This window comes from Paraburkholderia sp. IMGN_8, from assembly GCF_038050405.1.
Lineage (GTDB): Bacteria > Pseudomonadota > Gammaproteobacteria > Burkholderiales > Burkholderiaceae > Paraburkholderia.
Genome location: NZ_CP150901.1, coordinates 466,217 through 482,319, shown reverse-complemented (window position 1 = coordinate 482,319; position 16,103 = coordinate 466,217). Strand labels below are relative to the sequence as shown.

At 62.0% G+C, this 16,103-nt stretch carries 11 protein-coding genes and 2 pseudogenes; 4 read left to right on the top strand and 9 right to left on the bottom strand.

The genetic code is table 11. The features are described 5' to 3' along the window. Positions 1-52: 52 nt before the first annotated feature. From WN982_RS23420 to WN982_RS23385, 8 genes and pseudogenes are all read right to left on the bottom strand, one after another. Positions 53-1,021: an ABC transporter substrate-binding protein gene (locus WN982_RS23420; protein WP_341318059.1), complete on the bottom strand. Its 969-nt coding sequence runs from the start codon at positions 1,019-1,021 to the stop codon at positions 53-55. A 270-nt stretch (positions 1,022-1,291) separates the two neighbouring features. Beyond that, positions 1,292-2,302, bottom strand: a complete 1,011-nt coding sequence (gene araH, locus WN982_RS23415) for an L-arabinose ABC transporter permease AraH (protein ID WP_341318058.1) — start codon at positions 2,300-2,302, stop codon at positions 1,292-1,294. Positions 2,303-2,379: 77 nt separating this feature from the next. Further along, positions 2,380-3,921 carry an L-arabinose ABC transporter ATP-binding protein AraG gene (gene araG, locus WN982_RS23410; RefSeq protein ID WP_341318057.1) on the bottom strand — a complete coding sequence of 514 codons (1,542 nt, stop codon included), beginning with the start codon at positions 3,919-3,921 and terminating at the stop codon, positions 2,380-2,382. Between the two features lie 119 nt (positions 3,922-4,040). After that, a complete protein-coding gene (locus tag WN982_RS23405; RefSeq protein ID WP_341318056.1) occupies positions 4,041-5,045 on the bottom strand; it encodes an arabinose ABC transporter substrate-binding protein in 1,005 nt (334 codons plus the stop codon). An 85-nt stretch (positions 5,046-5,130) separates the two neighbouring features. Next, entirely contained in the window at positions 5,131-6,060 is a 930-nt protein-coding gene (locus WN982_RS23400) for a Gfo/Idh/MocA family oxidoreductase (protein WP_341318055.1), read from the bottom strand. A gap of 58 nt (positions 6,061-6,118) precedes the next feature. Continuing rightward, a pseudogene (locus tag WN982_RS23395) lies at positions 6,119-6,217 on the bottom strand (dihydrodipicolinate synthase family protein); the annotation flags it as partial. Positions 6,218-6,264: 47 nt separating this feature from the next. Beyond that, a complete protein-coding gene (locus tag WN982_RS23390; RefSeq protein WP_341318054.1) occupies positions 6,265-7,854 on the bottom strand; it encodes an aldehyde dehydrogenase (NADP(+)) in 1,590 nt (529 codons plus the stop codon). A gap of 15 nt (positions 7,855-7,869) precedes the next feature. Further along, a complete protein-coding gene (locus WN982_RS23385; protein WP_341318053.1) occupies positions 7,870-9,621 on the bottom strand; it encodes an IlvD/Edd family dehydratase in 1,752 nt (583 codons plus the stop codon). A gap of 117 nt (positions 9,622-9,738) precedes the next feature. Between WN982_RS23385 and WN982_RS23380 the strand changes: the two genes are divergently transcribed. Continuing rightward, a complete protein-coding gene (locus tag WN982_RS23380) occupies positions 9,739-10,773 on the top strand; it encodes a LysR family transcriptional regulator (protein WP_341318052.1) in 1,035 nt (344 codons plus the stop codon). A 570-nt stretch (positions 10,774-11,343) separates the two neighbouring features. Continuing rightward, positions 11,344-12,492, top strand: a complete 1,149-nt coding sequence (locus tag WN982_RS23375) for a branched-chain amino acid ABC transporter substrate-binding protein (RefSeq protein ID WP_341318051.1) — start codon at positions 11,344-11,346, stop codon at positions 12,490-12,492. A gap of 198 nt (positions 12,493-12,690) precedes the next feature. On the opposite strand, the pseudogene WN982_RS23370 reads toward WN982_RS23375, so the two are convergent. Then, positions 12,691-12,996: pseudogene (locus WN982_RS23370) on the bottom strand (porin); the annotation flags it as partial. 813 nt (positions 12,997-13,809) lie between these two features. Here WN982_RS23370 and WN982_RS23365 point away from each other — a divergent pair. Together WN982_RS23365 and WN982_RS23360 are read left to right on the top strand one after the other, a co-directional pair. Then, entirely contained in the window at positions 13,810-15,099 is a 1,290-nt protein-coding gene (locus WN982_RS23365) for a glycine betaine/L-proline ABC transporter ATP-binding protein (RefSeq protein ID WP_341318050.1), read from the top strand. Next, positions 15,096-15,995 carry a proline/glycine betaine ABC transporter permease gene (locus tag WN982_RS23360; RefSeq protein WP_341318049.1) on the top strand — a complete coding sequence of 300 codons (900 nt, stop codon included), beginning with the start codon at positions 15,096-15,098 and terminating at the stop codon, positions 15,993-15,995. The genes WN982_RS23365 and WN982_RS23360 overlap by 4 nt, the downstream gene beginning before the upstream one ends. The last annotated feature ends 108 nt before the right edge of the window (positions 15,996-16,103 follow it).

Here is a 16,103-nt window from a genome sequence, read left to right as displayed (position 1 = left end):
CCGGGTGGTGCGCGCCGAGCCGCGGAGCACGGGGTACCGACGGCGGCCCGTGTCAATACTTGCGGGTCGGCAGGATCTGCGCCGCAACGCTCATCGGAAAAACAGTCTCGTTTGTCACGATGCGCTTCGGCACCTGCTTGCCCGCGACGACGTCCTTCACCGCAGCCATCAACTGCGGCCCAAGCAGCGGGCTGCATTCGACGTCCACATTGATCTTGCCCGCGATCATCGCTTGAAAACCACCCTTCGTCGCATCGAAGGAGACGACGCTCACGTCCTTGCCCGGCTTGATGGCCGCTTCCTCCATTGCCTGGATCGCGCCGAGCGCCATGTCGTCGTTGTGCGCGTAGACGACATTGATCTGTTTGCCGTAAGTCTTGGCGAACGCTTCCATCACCTGCTTGCCGCCCGCAAGCGTGAAATCGCCGCTCTGCGACGCGATGACCTTGAACTTCGGATCATTTTTGATCACCTCCATCAGACCCGCGTGACGGTCGTTGGCCGGCGCAGAGCCGACAGTGCCCTGCAGCTCGACGATATTGACGGGTCCCGCATCGCTCTTGTAGCGTTCTTCGAGCCAGCGGCCAGCGCGTCGTCCTTCCTCGATGAAGTCGGATCCGATCACCGTCACGTAGAGCGAGGTGTCCTTCACGTCGACCGCGCGGTCAGTCAGAATCACGGGAATGTGCGCGGCCTTCGCCTCGGCCAGCACCGGCTCCCAGCCAGACTCGACGACCGGCGAGAACGCGATTACGTTAACCTTCTGCGCGATGAACGAGCGGATCGCCTTGATCTGGTTTTCCTGCTTCTGCTGCGCATCTGAGAACTTAAGGTTGATGCCCGCGTCTTTCGCGGCGGTCTTCACCGACACAGTATCGGCCGTGCGCCATGCGCTCTCAGCACCGACCTGCGAAAACCCGAGCGTGACCTGCTTTTCCTGCGCCGATGCGTTGACACCTGCTGCCAGCGTTAGCGTCGTGCCGATCAGCGTGCCGATTGCGAGCTTCCCGATAAGTCTCATGTTGTGTCTCCGATTTTTGCTTGGTTTTGGTTAGTTTCTTTGTAGCGCCGTACCACACGTGATAACGCTCACGCTTTAGCGTGAAACTATTCCCGACAGCGCCCCTTCAAGGCTGATTTGCGTCCTGCCTGAAGCAGGACGGTTTTCTGCAAGACTAGAATCGAGCAAGGGTTTGTATCCTTGTATTTCCTCCTCCAGGAAGCCACTTGTTATTCGTATAACCACCTGCTTCGTGAGCAAGATCGTCGTGTTCAGCTGCCAGCCCGCCGGTCAGACTGCTCGCTTGCTCCGACGGAACTGATCGAACAGGACCGCCAGCAGCAGGATGCCGCCGCGAATCAGGTATTGGTAAAAGGTCGGCACATTCAGCAGGCTCATTGCGTCCTGCACGGAACCCATGATCAGCACGCCGACCAGCACGCCGGAAATCGTTGCAACGCCACCCGTCAGCGAGACGCCGCCGAGCACGCAGGCGGAGATCACACCGAGTTCAAGACCGACCGAGGTTTTCGGATCGCCGAGGCTCATCCGCGAGGCGAGCATGACGCCGGCAAAACCGGTGACGAGCCCCTGCAGCACGAACACGGTGATCTTGATCCGCGTGACCGGCAGGCCCGCGAGCAGAGCAGCTTCGCTGTTGCCGCCGACGGCCAGCACGTTCTTGCCGAACACTGTCTTTTTCAGCAGAAAGCCGAACAGCACGAAGCCCACGATGTTGCTCCAGATCGGATACGAGACACCGAGGAACGAACCGCCGCCGAGGTCGAAGAAACGCTCTTCGGAAATCATCACCGCGTCGCCGTTCGACGTGATGAACGCGAGGCCGCGCACGACTTCCATCATCGCGAGCGTGACGATCAGCGAGTTAATCTTGTAGCGCGCGACCAGTACGCCGTTCACGAGCCCGACCGCGCCGCCCGCGAGCACACCGGCTGCCACGCCGAGCAGCACGCTATGCGTCGCGGTGATCAGGGTGGAGGCGACCACGCCCGCGAAAGCGACGATCGACGCGACCGACAGATCCACTTCGCCGAGCGCCAGCACGAACATCATCGTGACGGAGATGGAGCCGATCAGCGTGACCGACAGCAGAAGCCCCTGGATATTGCGCGAGCTGATGAAGTCCGGCACCGTGAACGACAGAACGGCAAACAGGATGATGAACACCATCACGATCCCGGACTTGTTGATGACGTCCCAGGTGCGCGCGGCGCGTGCGCTGATACCGTTGGAGACGGCCGGCGAACTGCCCGGATCGGAGGAACTTGATTGCGTTTGCATGTTGTCTATTTCCTTCATGAGGCCTTTTACAAAACCAACTTCCCATTCAGTTACGCGGTGCGAAATACCGTAGCGCATTAGCGCGGCAGAGCGAGCTTGATCAATGCGTCGGGCGTGGCCTGCGCCTTCAGCAGATCGCCGACAATGCGGCCTTCCTTCATCACGATCACGCGATCCGCTACGCCGATCACTTCAGCCAGATCGCTCGACACGACGATCACCGTGCGGCCCGCTTCGGCAAGCCCATATAGCAGGCCGTAAATCTCGCTGCGCGCGCCGACGTCGATACCGCGTGTGGGCTCGTCCATCAGGAACACGTCGATGTCTTCAGCAAGCCAACGTGACAGGATCACCTTCTGCTGATTGCCGCCGGAGAGGGTGCCGATCGGCGTCTCGCCGTTGCGCGTCTTGATCGCGAGCTTGCCGATGAACTCTTTCGCGGTCTGCGCTTCCTTGCGGCCGTTGAGCACGTTGAAGCGGCTGAAGTGGCGGCGGCAACTGATGTTGAGGTTGTCCGAAACGGAGGCGATCGACACGATGCCTTCCTGTTTGCGGTCCTCAGGACACAACGCGACGCCCGCGCGCACCGCGTCGCGCGGCGTGGCGAAACGCATGCGCTTGCCTTTGAGCATGATCTCGCCGGCGGTCGGTTTCACAGCGCCGTAGATCAGCTTCATCAATTCGGAGCGGCCCGCGCCCACGAGTCCGAAGAAGCCGACAATCTCGCCGGCGCGCGCGGAGAACGACGCGGGTTCTCTCAGGCCCGGTCCCATCAATTCTTTTACTTCGAGCTGCACGTCGCCGGTTGCACGCGGACGATAGCCGTACACGTCCTCAATCGAACGGCCCACCATGCTACTGATCAGACGGTCGCGATCGAGTCCTTCACCCGCTTCGAACGTGTCGATGTGGTGGCCATCGCGAAACACCGTCACGCGATCGCACAGCTCGTAGACTTCATCCATGCGGTGCGTCACGTAGATGATCGCGCGGCCCTCGGCCTTCAATGCGCGAATAATGCGAAACAGTTGCGTGGTCTCGCGCGCCGACAGCGAACTGGTCGGCTCGTCGAACGCAATCACGCGCGCATCGCGCATCAGGGCCTTGCCGATTTCGATCATCTGCCGCTGCCCGATGGACAGATGCTTGACCTGCTGCGCCGGATCGATCTTCTCGCCGAGTCGTTCGAGTTCGCGAATGGCGCGTGCAACCAGCGTTTTTTCGTCCAGCACGCCGAAACGATTGGGCAGTGCGCCGAGCATCAGGTTTTCCGCGACCGTCAGTTCCGGCACCAGATGCAGTTCCTGATAGATGATCGCGACGCCGGCCGCGATGGCCGCCTTGGTGGTAACGAACTGCTGCTCGACGCCGTCGAGCGACAAGGTGCCCGCCACCGGTTGATTCACACCGGACAGCACTTTAAGCAGCGTCGATTTGCCGGCGCCGTTTTCACCCATCAGGCCATGTACTTCGCCGCGCCGCACATCGAGTGACACCTGATCGAGCGCCAACACGCCCGGAAAGCGTACGGTAATGCCGTCGAGCTGCAGATACGTCCGAGCATCGGCGGACGCCGGCGCGAAGGGTGCACGCGCCTGGTTGTATTCTGAAACCGTCATCGAATGCCTCTTGCAGATGGACACGCGTGCGGGCCATACGGCGAATACCTCGCCTGAGAAACCGCTATCAGGTAACGGTCATGGCCCGCACAGAACGTTGTCAGCTCATACAGACGTGCTTAGATACCAAGTTCCTTGCGCACGTCCTGCCAGTTGCCGCGCACCATCAGCTTGCCGGTGGTCTGCGTATCGGCGGGCGGCTGCTTGCCGTCCTTGATCCACCCGACGAGGTTCTCCGTGCTCTCCTTGCCGTGCATCGTCGAGCTCACGGCGATCGTGCCGTAGAAGCCCGTCGGTTCCTTCTTCTGGAATTCGGCGAACGCCTCGCCCGCACCGTTGATGCCGACGCCGATCACATCCGCTGCCGGAATATGCAGTTGCTCGGTGGCGCGCACGCCGCCCAGCACGCTCTCCTCATTGAGCGCGAAGACTACCCACTTCTTGATGTTCGGATGCTGCGCAAGCACCGGCGACGACGCGTTGAAGCCGCCTTCGTCGTCGGTGGTCTTTTGCGGCGCGTCGAAGATGTTTTCCTTCTTGAAGCCACCGGCGAGCAGCGATTGCGTGGCGCCGTCGGTGCGCAATTTCGCGGTCGGCAGTTCGTAGTTCGTGATGCGCAGCGCGCCGACTTCTTCCGGTTTCCAGCCGCGGCGCTTGATTTCATCGGAGATGGCCGTGCCGACCTGATTGCCGATCTTGAACGCGGACATGCCAAGGTGCGGGACGTTCGGCAGCGGCTTGCCGGTCGAGTCGACCAGTTGATCGTCGACGGTGACGAACTTCATGTTGTAGCGCTTCGCGCGCGCCTGAATTGCCGGTCCGAGGCGCACGTCGGGCGCGCAGATCACGAAGCCTTTGGCGCCTTGTGCGCCGAGGTTGTCGATTGCCGCCAGCACTTTTTCGCCGTCAGGCGTGCCGATGTTGACCACCGAGAAGCCGTCCTTCTGGCCCAGTGCGGTGGCCGCTTTCTGTTCGTTGATGAACCATGCCTGTTCCGGCATCTTCACGAGAAATCCGATCTTGAGCGGCGCTTCGGCGCGCGCCGCGAGGTTCATGCCGAGCGGTGCGATGCACATCGCCGCGAGGGTTGCGCGAAGGGTCAGCCGGCGGATCTTGCTGGTCATACTCTGTCTCCGAGATGTGTGGTTGTGGTCAACCGTTGCGTGGGTATTGCGGTGATTTGTGGCGATTGATTTGCAGACTAAGGATTTAGCGGCCGAACGCCTCGACTTCGACATGCCGTCCGAGCAGGAACGCATCGGCGACGAGGCGCAGCGGGCGCACGTCCACATCGTGGGCGCCGTGCGCAATCAGTCCGTGAAAGTGTTCGTAGAGCGCCCCATATTCGCGCTCGCCTTCGAGCACAACCGGTTCGCCCGCAATCGAAAGACGCTTCCCGCCTTCCGTGATCGAGAGCAACCCGTTGGCGGTTTCGACGTCGATCTCCCATTGTTCGACGGGACCGTGGCGCCAGTCGAACTCGGCGCGCAAAGGTACGCCGTCTGTGTCGATGCAGTCGAGTTCGGCCGCGATCGGCGTCGACACATCGCGCGGCACGAGCAGTTGCGCGCCGCACAACACGATTTCACGCGGCAGGATGTGCGTGACGATGGAGAGCGCGTTGATGCCCGGATCGAACACGCCAAGGCCGCCTGGCTCCCAGATCCATTGCTGGCCTGGATGCCAGCGGCGCACGTCCTCTTTCCAGCGCACGTGCACGGCGTGGATTGTGCGTCCCTGAAGCCAGGCTCGCGCCGGCTCCACGGCACTTGCATAGCGCGAGTGCCAGGTGGCAAAGAGCGTGCGTCCCCGAGCGCGCGCCAACTCGCGCAGGGCCTCGACCTCGCTCACGCTCGCCCCGGGGGGTTTTTCGAGCATCACATGCTTGCCCGCCTCGAGCGCCGCGCGGGCCTGCGCATAGCGCACCTGCGGCGGGGTGCACAGCGAGACGGCGTCGAGGTCAGGCTCGGCGGCGAGCAGCGCATCGATGTCAGCATAGTTGCGCACGTGCTCGACCTGCGCGTTGCGGCTCACGCACCCGACCAGCGCGAAGCCTGGGTTCGCCGCGATAGCAGGCAGATGCTGGTCGCGGGCGATCTTGCCGATGCCGGCCACGGCCAGCGTAAAAGTCGAATTCATGGTGTTTCTCCACCCAATGTTTGCTGAGCCAGAGCGATTCGCCAAAGGCAGCCACGGCTCATTGCGTCCACCTGAGCACAAGCGCATTGAGACGCCTCGCGATCGCGATCAGCTCGGCGCGCGTCTCTGGATACATTGGCGGCAGCGGGTGACGCGGGTCATGTCACCTGTCCGCGTTGCGCGCGGATCTTGCGCGGCGCCGCGTTACGGCGCGCGCGGCGTTTCCGGTTTGCCTGCAAAACGGCGCCGCACGTTCAGCGGATTGGCGTCGCGCAGCGCGTCGGGCAACAAGCCGTCGGCGAGATTCTGGTAGCACACGGGGCGCAGGAAGCGCTCGATGGCGGCCGTGCCGACCGACGTGCTGTGGCCGTCCGAGGTCGCCGGAAATGGGCCGCCGTGGACCATCGCGTCGCACACTTCGACACCGGTCGGAAAGCCGTTCGCGAGCACGCGGCCCGCCTTGCGCTCGATGAGCGGCAAGAGCGTGCGCACGAGTTCAGCGTCGGCGGCCTCCATGTGCAGCGTGATCGTCAGCTGGCCTTCGATTTTGCGCAGTACCGCGCGCAGCTCGACCGCGTTCGCGCATTCCACGAGCACGCTGCTCGGGCCGAACACCTCTTCGCCGAGCGTGGGATCGGCGAGCAGGTCGCTCGCGCTTACGCGCAGGAGCGTCGCTTGGGCGCGTCCCGGCGCTGCCGCGCCGCGCGCGAGCGTCATCACTTGCGGATGCTGCATGAGACGCTCGATGCCGTGCTCGTATGCGCGCAGGATGCCTGCCGCGAGCATTACGCCAGCAGGCGCGGCGCTGAATTCGCGCGCGGCGTTGGCGGCGAAGGCGTCGAACTCGGCGCCCGCGAGGGCAAGCATCAAGCCCGGATTCGTGCAGAACTGGCCGCAGCCAAGCGTCGCCGACGCAACGAACTCGCGTGCCAGCGCGTCGCCGCGCGCGGCGAGCGCGCCCGGCAGCAGCAGGTTCGGATTCACGCTGCTCATTTCGGCGTAGACCGGAATCGGTTCGGCACGCGCCGCCGTGAGCCTCACGAGCGCGAGGCCGCCCGCGCGCGAACCGGTAAAGCCCACCGCGCGGATCGCCGGATGCTGCACGAGCGCACTGCCGACTTCGTGGCCAGCGTCGAACAGAAGTGCAAAGACGCCCGCGGGCAACCCGGCCGCCGCGACGGCCTCCTGGATTGCGCGCCCGACGAGCTCGGATGTGCCCGGATGCGCCGGATGCGCCTTCACGACGACGGGACAGCCCGCCGCCAGCGCCGAGGCCGTATCGCCGCCCGCCACCGAAAACGCCAGCGGGAAATTGCTCGCGCCGAACACCGCGACGGGGCCCACACCGATGCGCCAGAAGCGCAGATCGGTGCGCGGCGGCTGGCGCTCGGGCAGCGCGGGCTCGATGCGCGCGTCGAGTGCGTCACCGGAGCGAACGAGCGCCGCGAACATGCGCAGCTGATTCGCGGTGCGCGCGCGCTCGCCTTCGAGGCGCGCACGCGGCAGGCCGCTTTCGGCCATCGCGCGTTCGATCAGTGGCTCGCCCAACGCTTCGATGCGCGCCGCGCAGTCGTCGAGGAATTGCGCGCGCTTTTCGGCGGGCAGTGCGCGATAGTGGTCGAACGCTTCGTCCGCGAGTTCGCACGCCGCATCGACATCGGCAGTCAAGGCGCTATGGAAAACCGGCTGCGCGATGGGCTCGTTCGTCGCGGCGTCGAGCGCCTGGAACGGCGCACCCGCGCCGCGCCTCGCCGCGCCCGCGATCAGCAGTTCGCCCGTCAATTGCGTTGTCATGCTTCGTGCTCCCAATCAGTGCGAGTGGCGCGGCACGGCGGCGCCGCGCTTGCCCACGAGGAAATCGAGGTCACAACCTTCGTCGGCCTGCAGCACGTGATCGACATAGAGACGCGCATAGCCGCCCTTGCCCTGCTGCTCCGCCACGCCCGGCGCGGCCACCGGATCGACGTCGGAGAGACGCCGCAGCAGTTCCTCGTCGCTGATGTCGAGATGCAACCGGCCCGCCTCGCAATCGAGCTCGATCCAGTCGCCGTTGCGCACCGCCGCGAGCGGGCCGCCCGCCGCCGCTTCCGGCGCTACGTGCAGCACCACCGTGCCGTAGGCCGTGCCGCTCATGCGCGCGTCCGAAATGCGCACCATGTCCTTCACGCCCTGGCGCAGCAGCTTGGGCGGCAGGCCCATGTTGCCGACCTCGGCCATGCCCGGATAGCCGCGCGGGCCGCAGTTCTTCATCACGAGGATCGAGTCCTTGTCGACGTCGAGCGATTCGTCGCCGATGGTCGCCTTGTAGTGATCGAAGTTCTCGAACACCACGGCGCGGCCGCGATGCTTGAGCAGCTCGGGTGTCGCCGCCGACGGTTTCAGCACCGCGCCGCGCGGCGCCAGATTGCCGCGCAGGATGCAGATGCCGCCGTCTTCGATCAGCGGCTTGTCCAGTGGCCGGATTACTTCGTCGTTGTAGTTCGGCGCTTCGCGCATGTTGTCCCAGATCGACTTGCCGTTGACCGTGAGCGCATTGGGATGCGGCAGCAGGTTCGCTTCGCCCAGACGCCGCAGCACTGCCGGCAGACCGCCCGCGTAATAGAACTCTTCCATCAGGAAGCGGCCCGAGGGCTGCAGGTCGACGATGGTCGGCGTATTGCGGCCGATGCGCATCCAGTCCTCGAGCTCGAGCGGCACGCCGATGCGCCCCGCAATCGCCTTCAGGTGGATCACCGCATTGGTCGAGCCACCGATCGCGGCATTGGTGCGGATCGCGTTCTCGAACGCTTCGCGCGTGAGCACCTTGGAGAGCGTGAGGTCCTCGAGCGCCATCTCCACGATGCGGACGCCCGACATGTGCGCGAGCACGTAGCGGCGCGCATCGACGGCGGGAATCGCGGCGTTGTGCGGCAGCGAGACGCCGAGCGCCTCGGCCATGCACGCCATCGTCGAGGCCGTGCCCATGGTGTTGCAGGTGCCCGCCGAGCGCGACATGCCCGCTTCGGCCGAGAGGAAATGATGCAGGTCGATCTCGCCCGCCTTGAGCGACTCGTGCAGCTTCCACACGGCCGTGCCCGAGCCGATGTCCTTTCCTTCGAGCTTGCCGTTGAGCATTGGGCCGCCGCTCACCACGATGGCGGGCACGTCGCAGCTCGCCGCGCCCATAAGCAGCGCGGGCGTGGTCTTGTCGCAGCCGCACAGCAGCACGACGGCGTCGATGGGGTTGCCGCGAATCGCCTCTTCCACATCCATCGAGGCGAGATTGCGCGTGAGCATCGCCGAAGGACGCAGGTTCGATTCGCCGTTCGAGAACACCGGAAACTCGACCGGGAAGCCGCCCGCCTCGTAAACGCCGCGCTTCACGTGCTCCGCGAGCTTGCGGAAATGCGCATTGCAGGGCGTGAGCTCCGACCAGGTGTTGCAGATGCCGATGATCGGCCGGCCGTCGAATTCGTGATCGGGAATGCCCTGATTCTTCATCCAGCTCCGGTACATGAAGCCGTTTTTGTCCGTGGTGCCGAACCACAGTTGGGAGCGCAGTTTGGGTTTGGTTGCCGACATCGTCCGTCTTTGGGTGGGCTAGATTTGCGTGCAGTTTAAGGACCAAACTGATAACCTACCAATGAAGATTTAGACGCTTCACATATCCATTCATATATCAGTGTAAATACCTAAATCATGCTGGATACGAACCCGTGGTACGTCCGTACCCGCCTGAAAACCCGCCAGTTACTCCTCGTGGTTGCGCTGGCCGAAGAAGGCAACATCCACCGGGCGGCGGCGGCCTTGAACATGACCCAGCCCGCCGCCTCGAAACTGTTGCGCGAGTTGGAGGAGATGCTCGGAGCAGTTCTATTTGAGCGCATGCCGCGTGGCGTGCGGCCAACTCTCTATGGCGATGCGTTGATCCGCCATGCGCGCGTCGTGCTCGGCAGTCTCGAACAAGCACAGGACGAACTGGCCGCATTGAAGGCCGGGCGTCTGGGGCACGTTGCGGTGGGTGCCATCACCTCGCCGGGTGTGCGCGTGCTTCCGGCGGCTGTCGCGGCAGTCAAGCGCGTGTATGCGAACATGCGTGTCTCGGTCGAAATCGACACCAGTAACGTGCTGCTCGAGCGGCTGGCGCAAGATAAGCTCGACGTGGTGATCGGACGTCTGTCGGCGGAGCACGACAAGCGCCAGTTGCGCTACGAACCGCTGGCCGGCGAGCCCGTCTGCGCAGTGGTTCGGCAAGGCCATCCGTTGCTGACCGGGGAGCCAGTTGCGCTGTCCGATGTCCAGCGCGGCGCGTGGGTCGTGCCACCGGCCGGCAGCGTGCTGCGGCATCGCTTCGAGCTCATGTTCCAGCGTGCAAGCCTCGCTCCGCCCTCGAACGTCGTGGAGACGGCGGCGCTGCTCTTCATTACGCGGGCGCTCGAGAAGAGCGACATGATCGCCGTGCTCGCTGAAGATGTTGCGCGTTATTACGCGGCGCACGGCATGGTGGAGATCCTGCCTCTGCCGATGGACTGCAGGATGGACGACTTTGGGCTCATCACCCCGGCGGAGAAACTGCTCTCCCCCGCCGCGGCCCTGATGATCGACGCACTGCGCGCAGCGAGCCGCGAGACGTACGACCTGCCCTATCGCGTTGGCGCAGACGCCGTCGATACGCGTACAACCAGCCGCGGTGCCGACGTAATGCGCACGCGCGGCTCACACCGGCCGACCTGATAAGCTAGGCGTGGCAAAACTCGCGCTTACGGTCTGGGATAAGACGACGCGCGACAGCGCAGACGCTGCGATTCAATGTGCATCCAATCCCGCGAAGCGGTACTCGAAGTCACGGCTGCGCACGGCAACCGCCCGTGCCGGCTGTACCGGGGATATTCGAATTACCTAGTCGAATAACAACAAACCTTGGGACATTCCCTATAAAGCCAGCCTCACAGATCAGTGGGCGGAGGCTTTGGGATGTCCCGCTATCGCCCTCATTGCGGCCGCAAATCCGCGCCATTACTGGCGTCGCGAGCATCCCATCTTCGATGATTTTTTCGGCGGGCACCACACGAGCGCCTTGCATTACCAAAGGTATGGGAAAGTACGCAGAAATGTAGCTGGAAGGGTCAATTTGGCTTGCTACGCTGCAATGCCAATTCGCCTGTCATGGATTTGAGCGAGAACGTCGCGCATTCAGGGCACGCTGCCTGGCTGCAGGATGCACCAAACATAACCAATCGAATCGCTTTGTCAGCGCGTGCTTGCTTGCTCGCGCCGATTCTTGTCACATCTGGGAGTGAACCGATGCTCAACACTTCAAGAAAATATTTTGCCGCCGGGCTGGCTGCCGTCGCCATGTCGCTTGCAAGCAGCCAATCGTTTGCACAGCAGGTCGTCAAGATCGGTGTGTCGGCTCCGCTGACCGGCGCCGGAGCCGCCAACGGAAAGGACATCGAGAACGGTGTTCGCCTCGCTCTCGAAGAAGCCAACGCCCAGCATACGAAGCTGGGCGGGCAGGAGGTGCGCTTCGAGCTGGACTCCGTCGATGATCAGGGCGACCCGCGAATTGGTGTGCAAGTAGCCCAGAAACTCGTCGACGACGGAGTGGTAGCCGTGGTGGGCTACTACAACTCTGGAGTCGCGTTGCCCTCGTCGCCGATATTTGCCAAGGCTGGCATTCCGTTGATAGACCCCGCTGCCACGAACCCGGCCATAACCAGGCAAGGGCTGAAGAACGTCTTTCGTATTATCGCCACCGACGCACAGAACTCCGGCAATGCAGGAAAGTACGCGGTAATGGTCACCAAGGCGCAGCGCATTGCAGTGATGGACGACCGCACGGCATTCGGCCAGGGAGCCGTGGAGGAATTCAAGAAGGCTGTCGTCGTCGCCGGCGGCCATATCGTCGCCTCGGAATACACCAACGACAAGGCCGTCGAATTCAATGCGCAGCTCACTAATATCAAGGCGGCGAACGCGGACCTGCTGTACTTTGCCGGCCTTGATAACCAGGCCGCGCTCCTGACCAAGCGGATGAGCCAACTCGGCATGAAGACGCAGTTCGTAGGAAGCGGGGGTATTGCCGACAGCATCTTCCTCGGCGTTGCGGGCAGTGCTGCCGAGGGCGCAATGGCGTGGGAGTACGGACGGCCTGTCGAGTCCCTTCCTCAAGGCAAGGCGTTCGCGGAAAAATTCAAAAAGAGATTTGGCGTGGATACACTGACTTACGCGCCATTCGCCTATGACTGTGCGTGGGTGGCTATCAACGCAATGAAACAGACAAATTCCGCAAAACCTGAGGTATTCATGGCCGCGTTGCGAACTATGCAGTACGACGGCATCACAGGAAAGATTGAATTCGATTCGTACGGTGACCTGAAACACCCGACGTCGACGCTCTATCAGGTGAAAGGCGCCAAATGGAAGCCTGTGACGACTATCAGCACCGAGTGAGTGACTTGCTGAGCGGTTGTGGTTGAGCCGGGCGTATAAGGACTCCGGCATCGACCTCATCACAGCCGCGCCGCCGCCCGAATCCCGGATGCGCTGCAATCCCGGTACCGGTCCTGCCCAGGTGCACTCGTGCCGTTCGACACGAGTGCACCGTCCCTTCATTGCTGGACCGCTAATAGCAGGGACTGGTCATCCCGCTCAGAACTTGTGGCGCAGTGCGACCCGCAAGACGAATTGCGAGTTTGTCGACGACAAGTCGGCGGCGCCCGGAACATAGGCGGAGTCGAGAACCGTACCGGTCTTGTCACCGCCCACGTGCTGATACACACCCTGAGCATAGATGTCCGTGCGCTTCGACAGGTTGTAGTCAGCCATCAGGCCGACCGACTGGTAGTTCGGGTGCAGCGATCCGCTCGTCGCATTGAAGCTTGTTCGCGTGTAGCTGTATTCGGCCCCGACATAGAACGCCGGAGTGAACTGGTACTTCGCGTTGACTTCGAAGTTGTTGATCCGGCATTGCTCCGCCAAAGACACTTCTTCCGTCAAATGGTTGTTGCGCATCTTTTACCCAGGTCAAAAGGTCTCCGAATATCAGGCCTGGGTACAAACGCCAAAGATTGGTGTCAAGAATGCGCAAGCGCTGGTGCGAAAAGACGTTGTTGCTCGCGCCTGGACGTGCAAGACTCACGCAGTCAGGTGCAGGACGTATCGGCTTAGCCTCCGACCGGTCATGACAACGTCAAGGCGCACCCGGTCATATGCGGATCGGAGCATATCAAGCCAAATTGTCATATCCAGCTACGTTCTCTGCATGCTTTGCCCTACTTTTGGTTATGCGAAGCATTTCACTGAGCCTAGGACATTCCCTATAACAGGGTTCCTCGTTAAATATTCAAAGACCTGGCTGAAACTCCGCTTTTTTCTATAAACCCCTGATGAAGCTGACGTTGCGCGGAACTTCTGGCTGAAGCGCCTCTTCGTCCACCACGACACACTCGGCCTTGCATTACCAAAAGTAGGGAAAAGCTGGCAGAAAATGTAGCTGGATCGATCAAATTGGCTTGATACGCTGCACCTCATGCATCAAGCGGAGGCGGGCAGCACTCGGTCGACATATTTCTTCTTTTATGCGACGAATCATCTTTTGCTGTTCGCCCGGCTGCCTTGCAGCTTTCATATTCGACAGCGGTATCCCGTTGCGTGCTGAAGCTTGCCGGGGATGTTCAGTCAGACGCGATCCTGGCCCCAAGTGTGGGGTGAGTCTGAAAGACGAGGTCGCGGGCTTGATTTCTTGAACTCGCCAGTTGGGAAGACAGAATGAACCCTAACCTGACATTTGCGCCGGGAGTTATGTTGAGCCCGGGCACAATGGAAGCGAAAGACGTTGCAGCGGCAGCCGAACGTGTCGCGGTTTCCGGAACCGGCATTCTTACGGTTAAAAATCTGTCGAAAATCTTCGGGCCCAAGCCCGAGCGTGCCGCGGAGCTGATAAAGCAAGGTCTTGGCCGCAACGAGATTTTCGAGCAGACCGGCAACATGGTGGCAGTCAACGACGTCAGCCTCAGCGTTAAGGCGGGCGAGATCTTTGTTGTCATGGGCCTCTCGGGTTCCGGCAAGTCAACGCTGGTTCGACTGCTCAACCGGCTGATCGAGCCGACGTCCGGCCAAGTCATTCTCGAAGGCCGCGACATTGCGCCCATGTCTACGTTGGAATTACGTGATGTGCGCCGCAAGAAGATGGCGATGGTGTTCCAGTCATTCGCGCTTCTGCCGAACCGCACGGTCCTCGACAACATCGCGTACGGACTGGAAGTTACCGGCATCAAGAAGGCGCAGCGCTACGAAATCGCGCGTACCGCGCTCACGCGAGTCGGTCTCGGCTCGTACGAAAAGCTGCTTCCCAGCGAGCTATCCGGCGGCATGCAGCAGCGGGTAGGCCTCGCACGTGCGCTTGCCGTTAATCCCGCCGTGCTTCTGATGGACGAAGCTTTCTCGGCGCTGGACCCGCTGATCCGGTTCGAAATGCAATGCGAACTTCTGCGGCTTCAGAAAGAAGAGCAGCGGACAATCGTCTTCATTTCACACGACATCGAAGAAGCCATCAAGATTGGCGGCCGGATCGGCATCATGAAGGATGGCTGCCTGATTCAGGTCGGCACGCCTGCGGAGCTTATCCAGTCGCCCGCGGACGCGTACGTACGGGATTTCTTCCGCAACGTCGACGTTTCCCGGTTCCTCAAGGCCTCCAGCCTGATGACAAAGATCGACCGGGGTCTCATTTCCTGCGACGTCGGCACATCCTCGGAACGTTACCTCAATCCGCTCATCGATAGCGGCGTCGAATGTGGCTATGTCTGCGACGAATCAGGCCGATATCAGGGCTGCGTCACGCCAGCCTCTCTGCATAAGACCGGTACGCGCCCCGTACGCGACGCCCTGCTCCCGGATGTGAATGCGGTTTCGCTGGATGCGGACTTGCATCAACTGGCCGCCGTTGCGTTGAGCCAGGATCACGACGTGCCCGTCACCGACGCGGCCGGAAAGCTCGCGGGCGTGGTGTCCTGCCGGACGATACTCAAGCAGGTTATGGAACGGAGAGCAGCATGAACTCGTCAGTCATCGGGAAATTTGCAGAAGACGGCGTCAACTTTCTCTTTCAGCATTTCCGGGGCGGCTTCGACGCTTTCTCTGCCTCACTGGGTGCAGTAATCAAACTGTTGCAGGACGGCCTGGCCGCGATTCCGTTTGTTGCGATGCTCGTCATCCTCGTGGCATTTGCGCTGTGGCGACGCGGTATCGTGTTTTCGGTCTTCGTCGGCCTTGCACTTCTCGCCATTCAATACATGGGTCTGTGGGCTCAAACTGTCTCGACCCTGGCACTCGTTATCGCAGCGACCTTCTTCAGCCTGGTAGTGGGCGTGCCACTCGGCATCTGGGGCGCTCGCAACAAACGGGTGGAAATGATTCTGCGCTCGCTGCTCGATTTCATGCAGACGATGCCCGCCTTCGTCTATCTGATCCCTGCGGTCATCCTGTTCGGCTTGGGACGCGTCCCGGCGGTGATTGCCACCATCGTGTTTTCCATGCCGCCAGTCGTGCGCCTCACGACTCTGGGTATCCGGCAGGTGCGCGAGGAATTGCTGGAAGCAGGCCGCGCCTTCGGCAGTACGGACATGCAGCTTCTCTGGAAAATCCAGCTGCCGAATGCGCTGCCGTCAATCATGGCCGGCGTGAATCAGACCATCATGATGGCGCTTTCGATGGTTGTGGTGGCGTCGATGATCGGCGCTGGCGGACTGGGCGAGTACGTGCTGAGCGGCATTCAGCGTCTCGACATCGGGATCGGCTTCGAAGGTGGACTCGGCGTCGTGTTGCTTGCCATCGTACTCGACCGCCTGACGGAAAGTTTTGGCGTGAAGGCGAAGAAGGCAAAGAAGGCCAAACGAGTCACGCCCGGCGCGGGAACGGCAAAGGCCGGCACAAACGCCGCGGCGCGTACCTGACCGGCAGTATCGCATCGCGAATGCGGTGCGATCGCCACAGGCAGTAGGTAGTAGGGAGTTCGGAGACCAGACACGCTATTGCAGCGGCCGTCAAATTTTCAAGAAAAT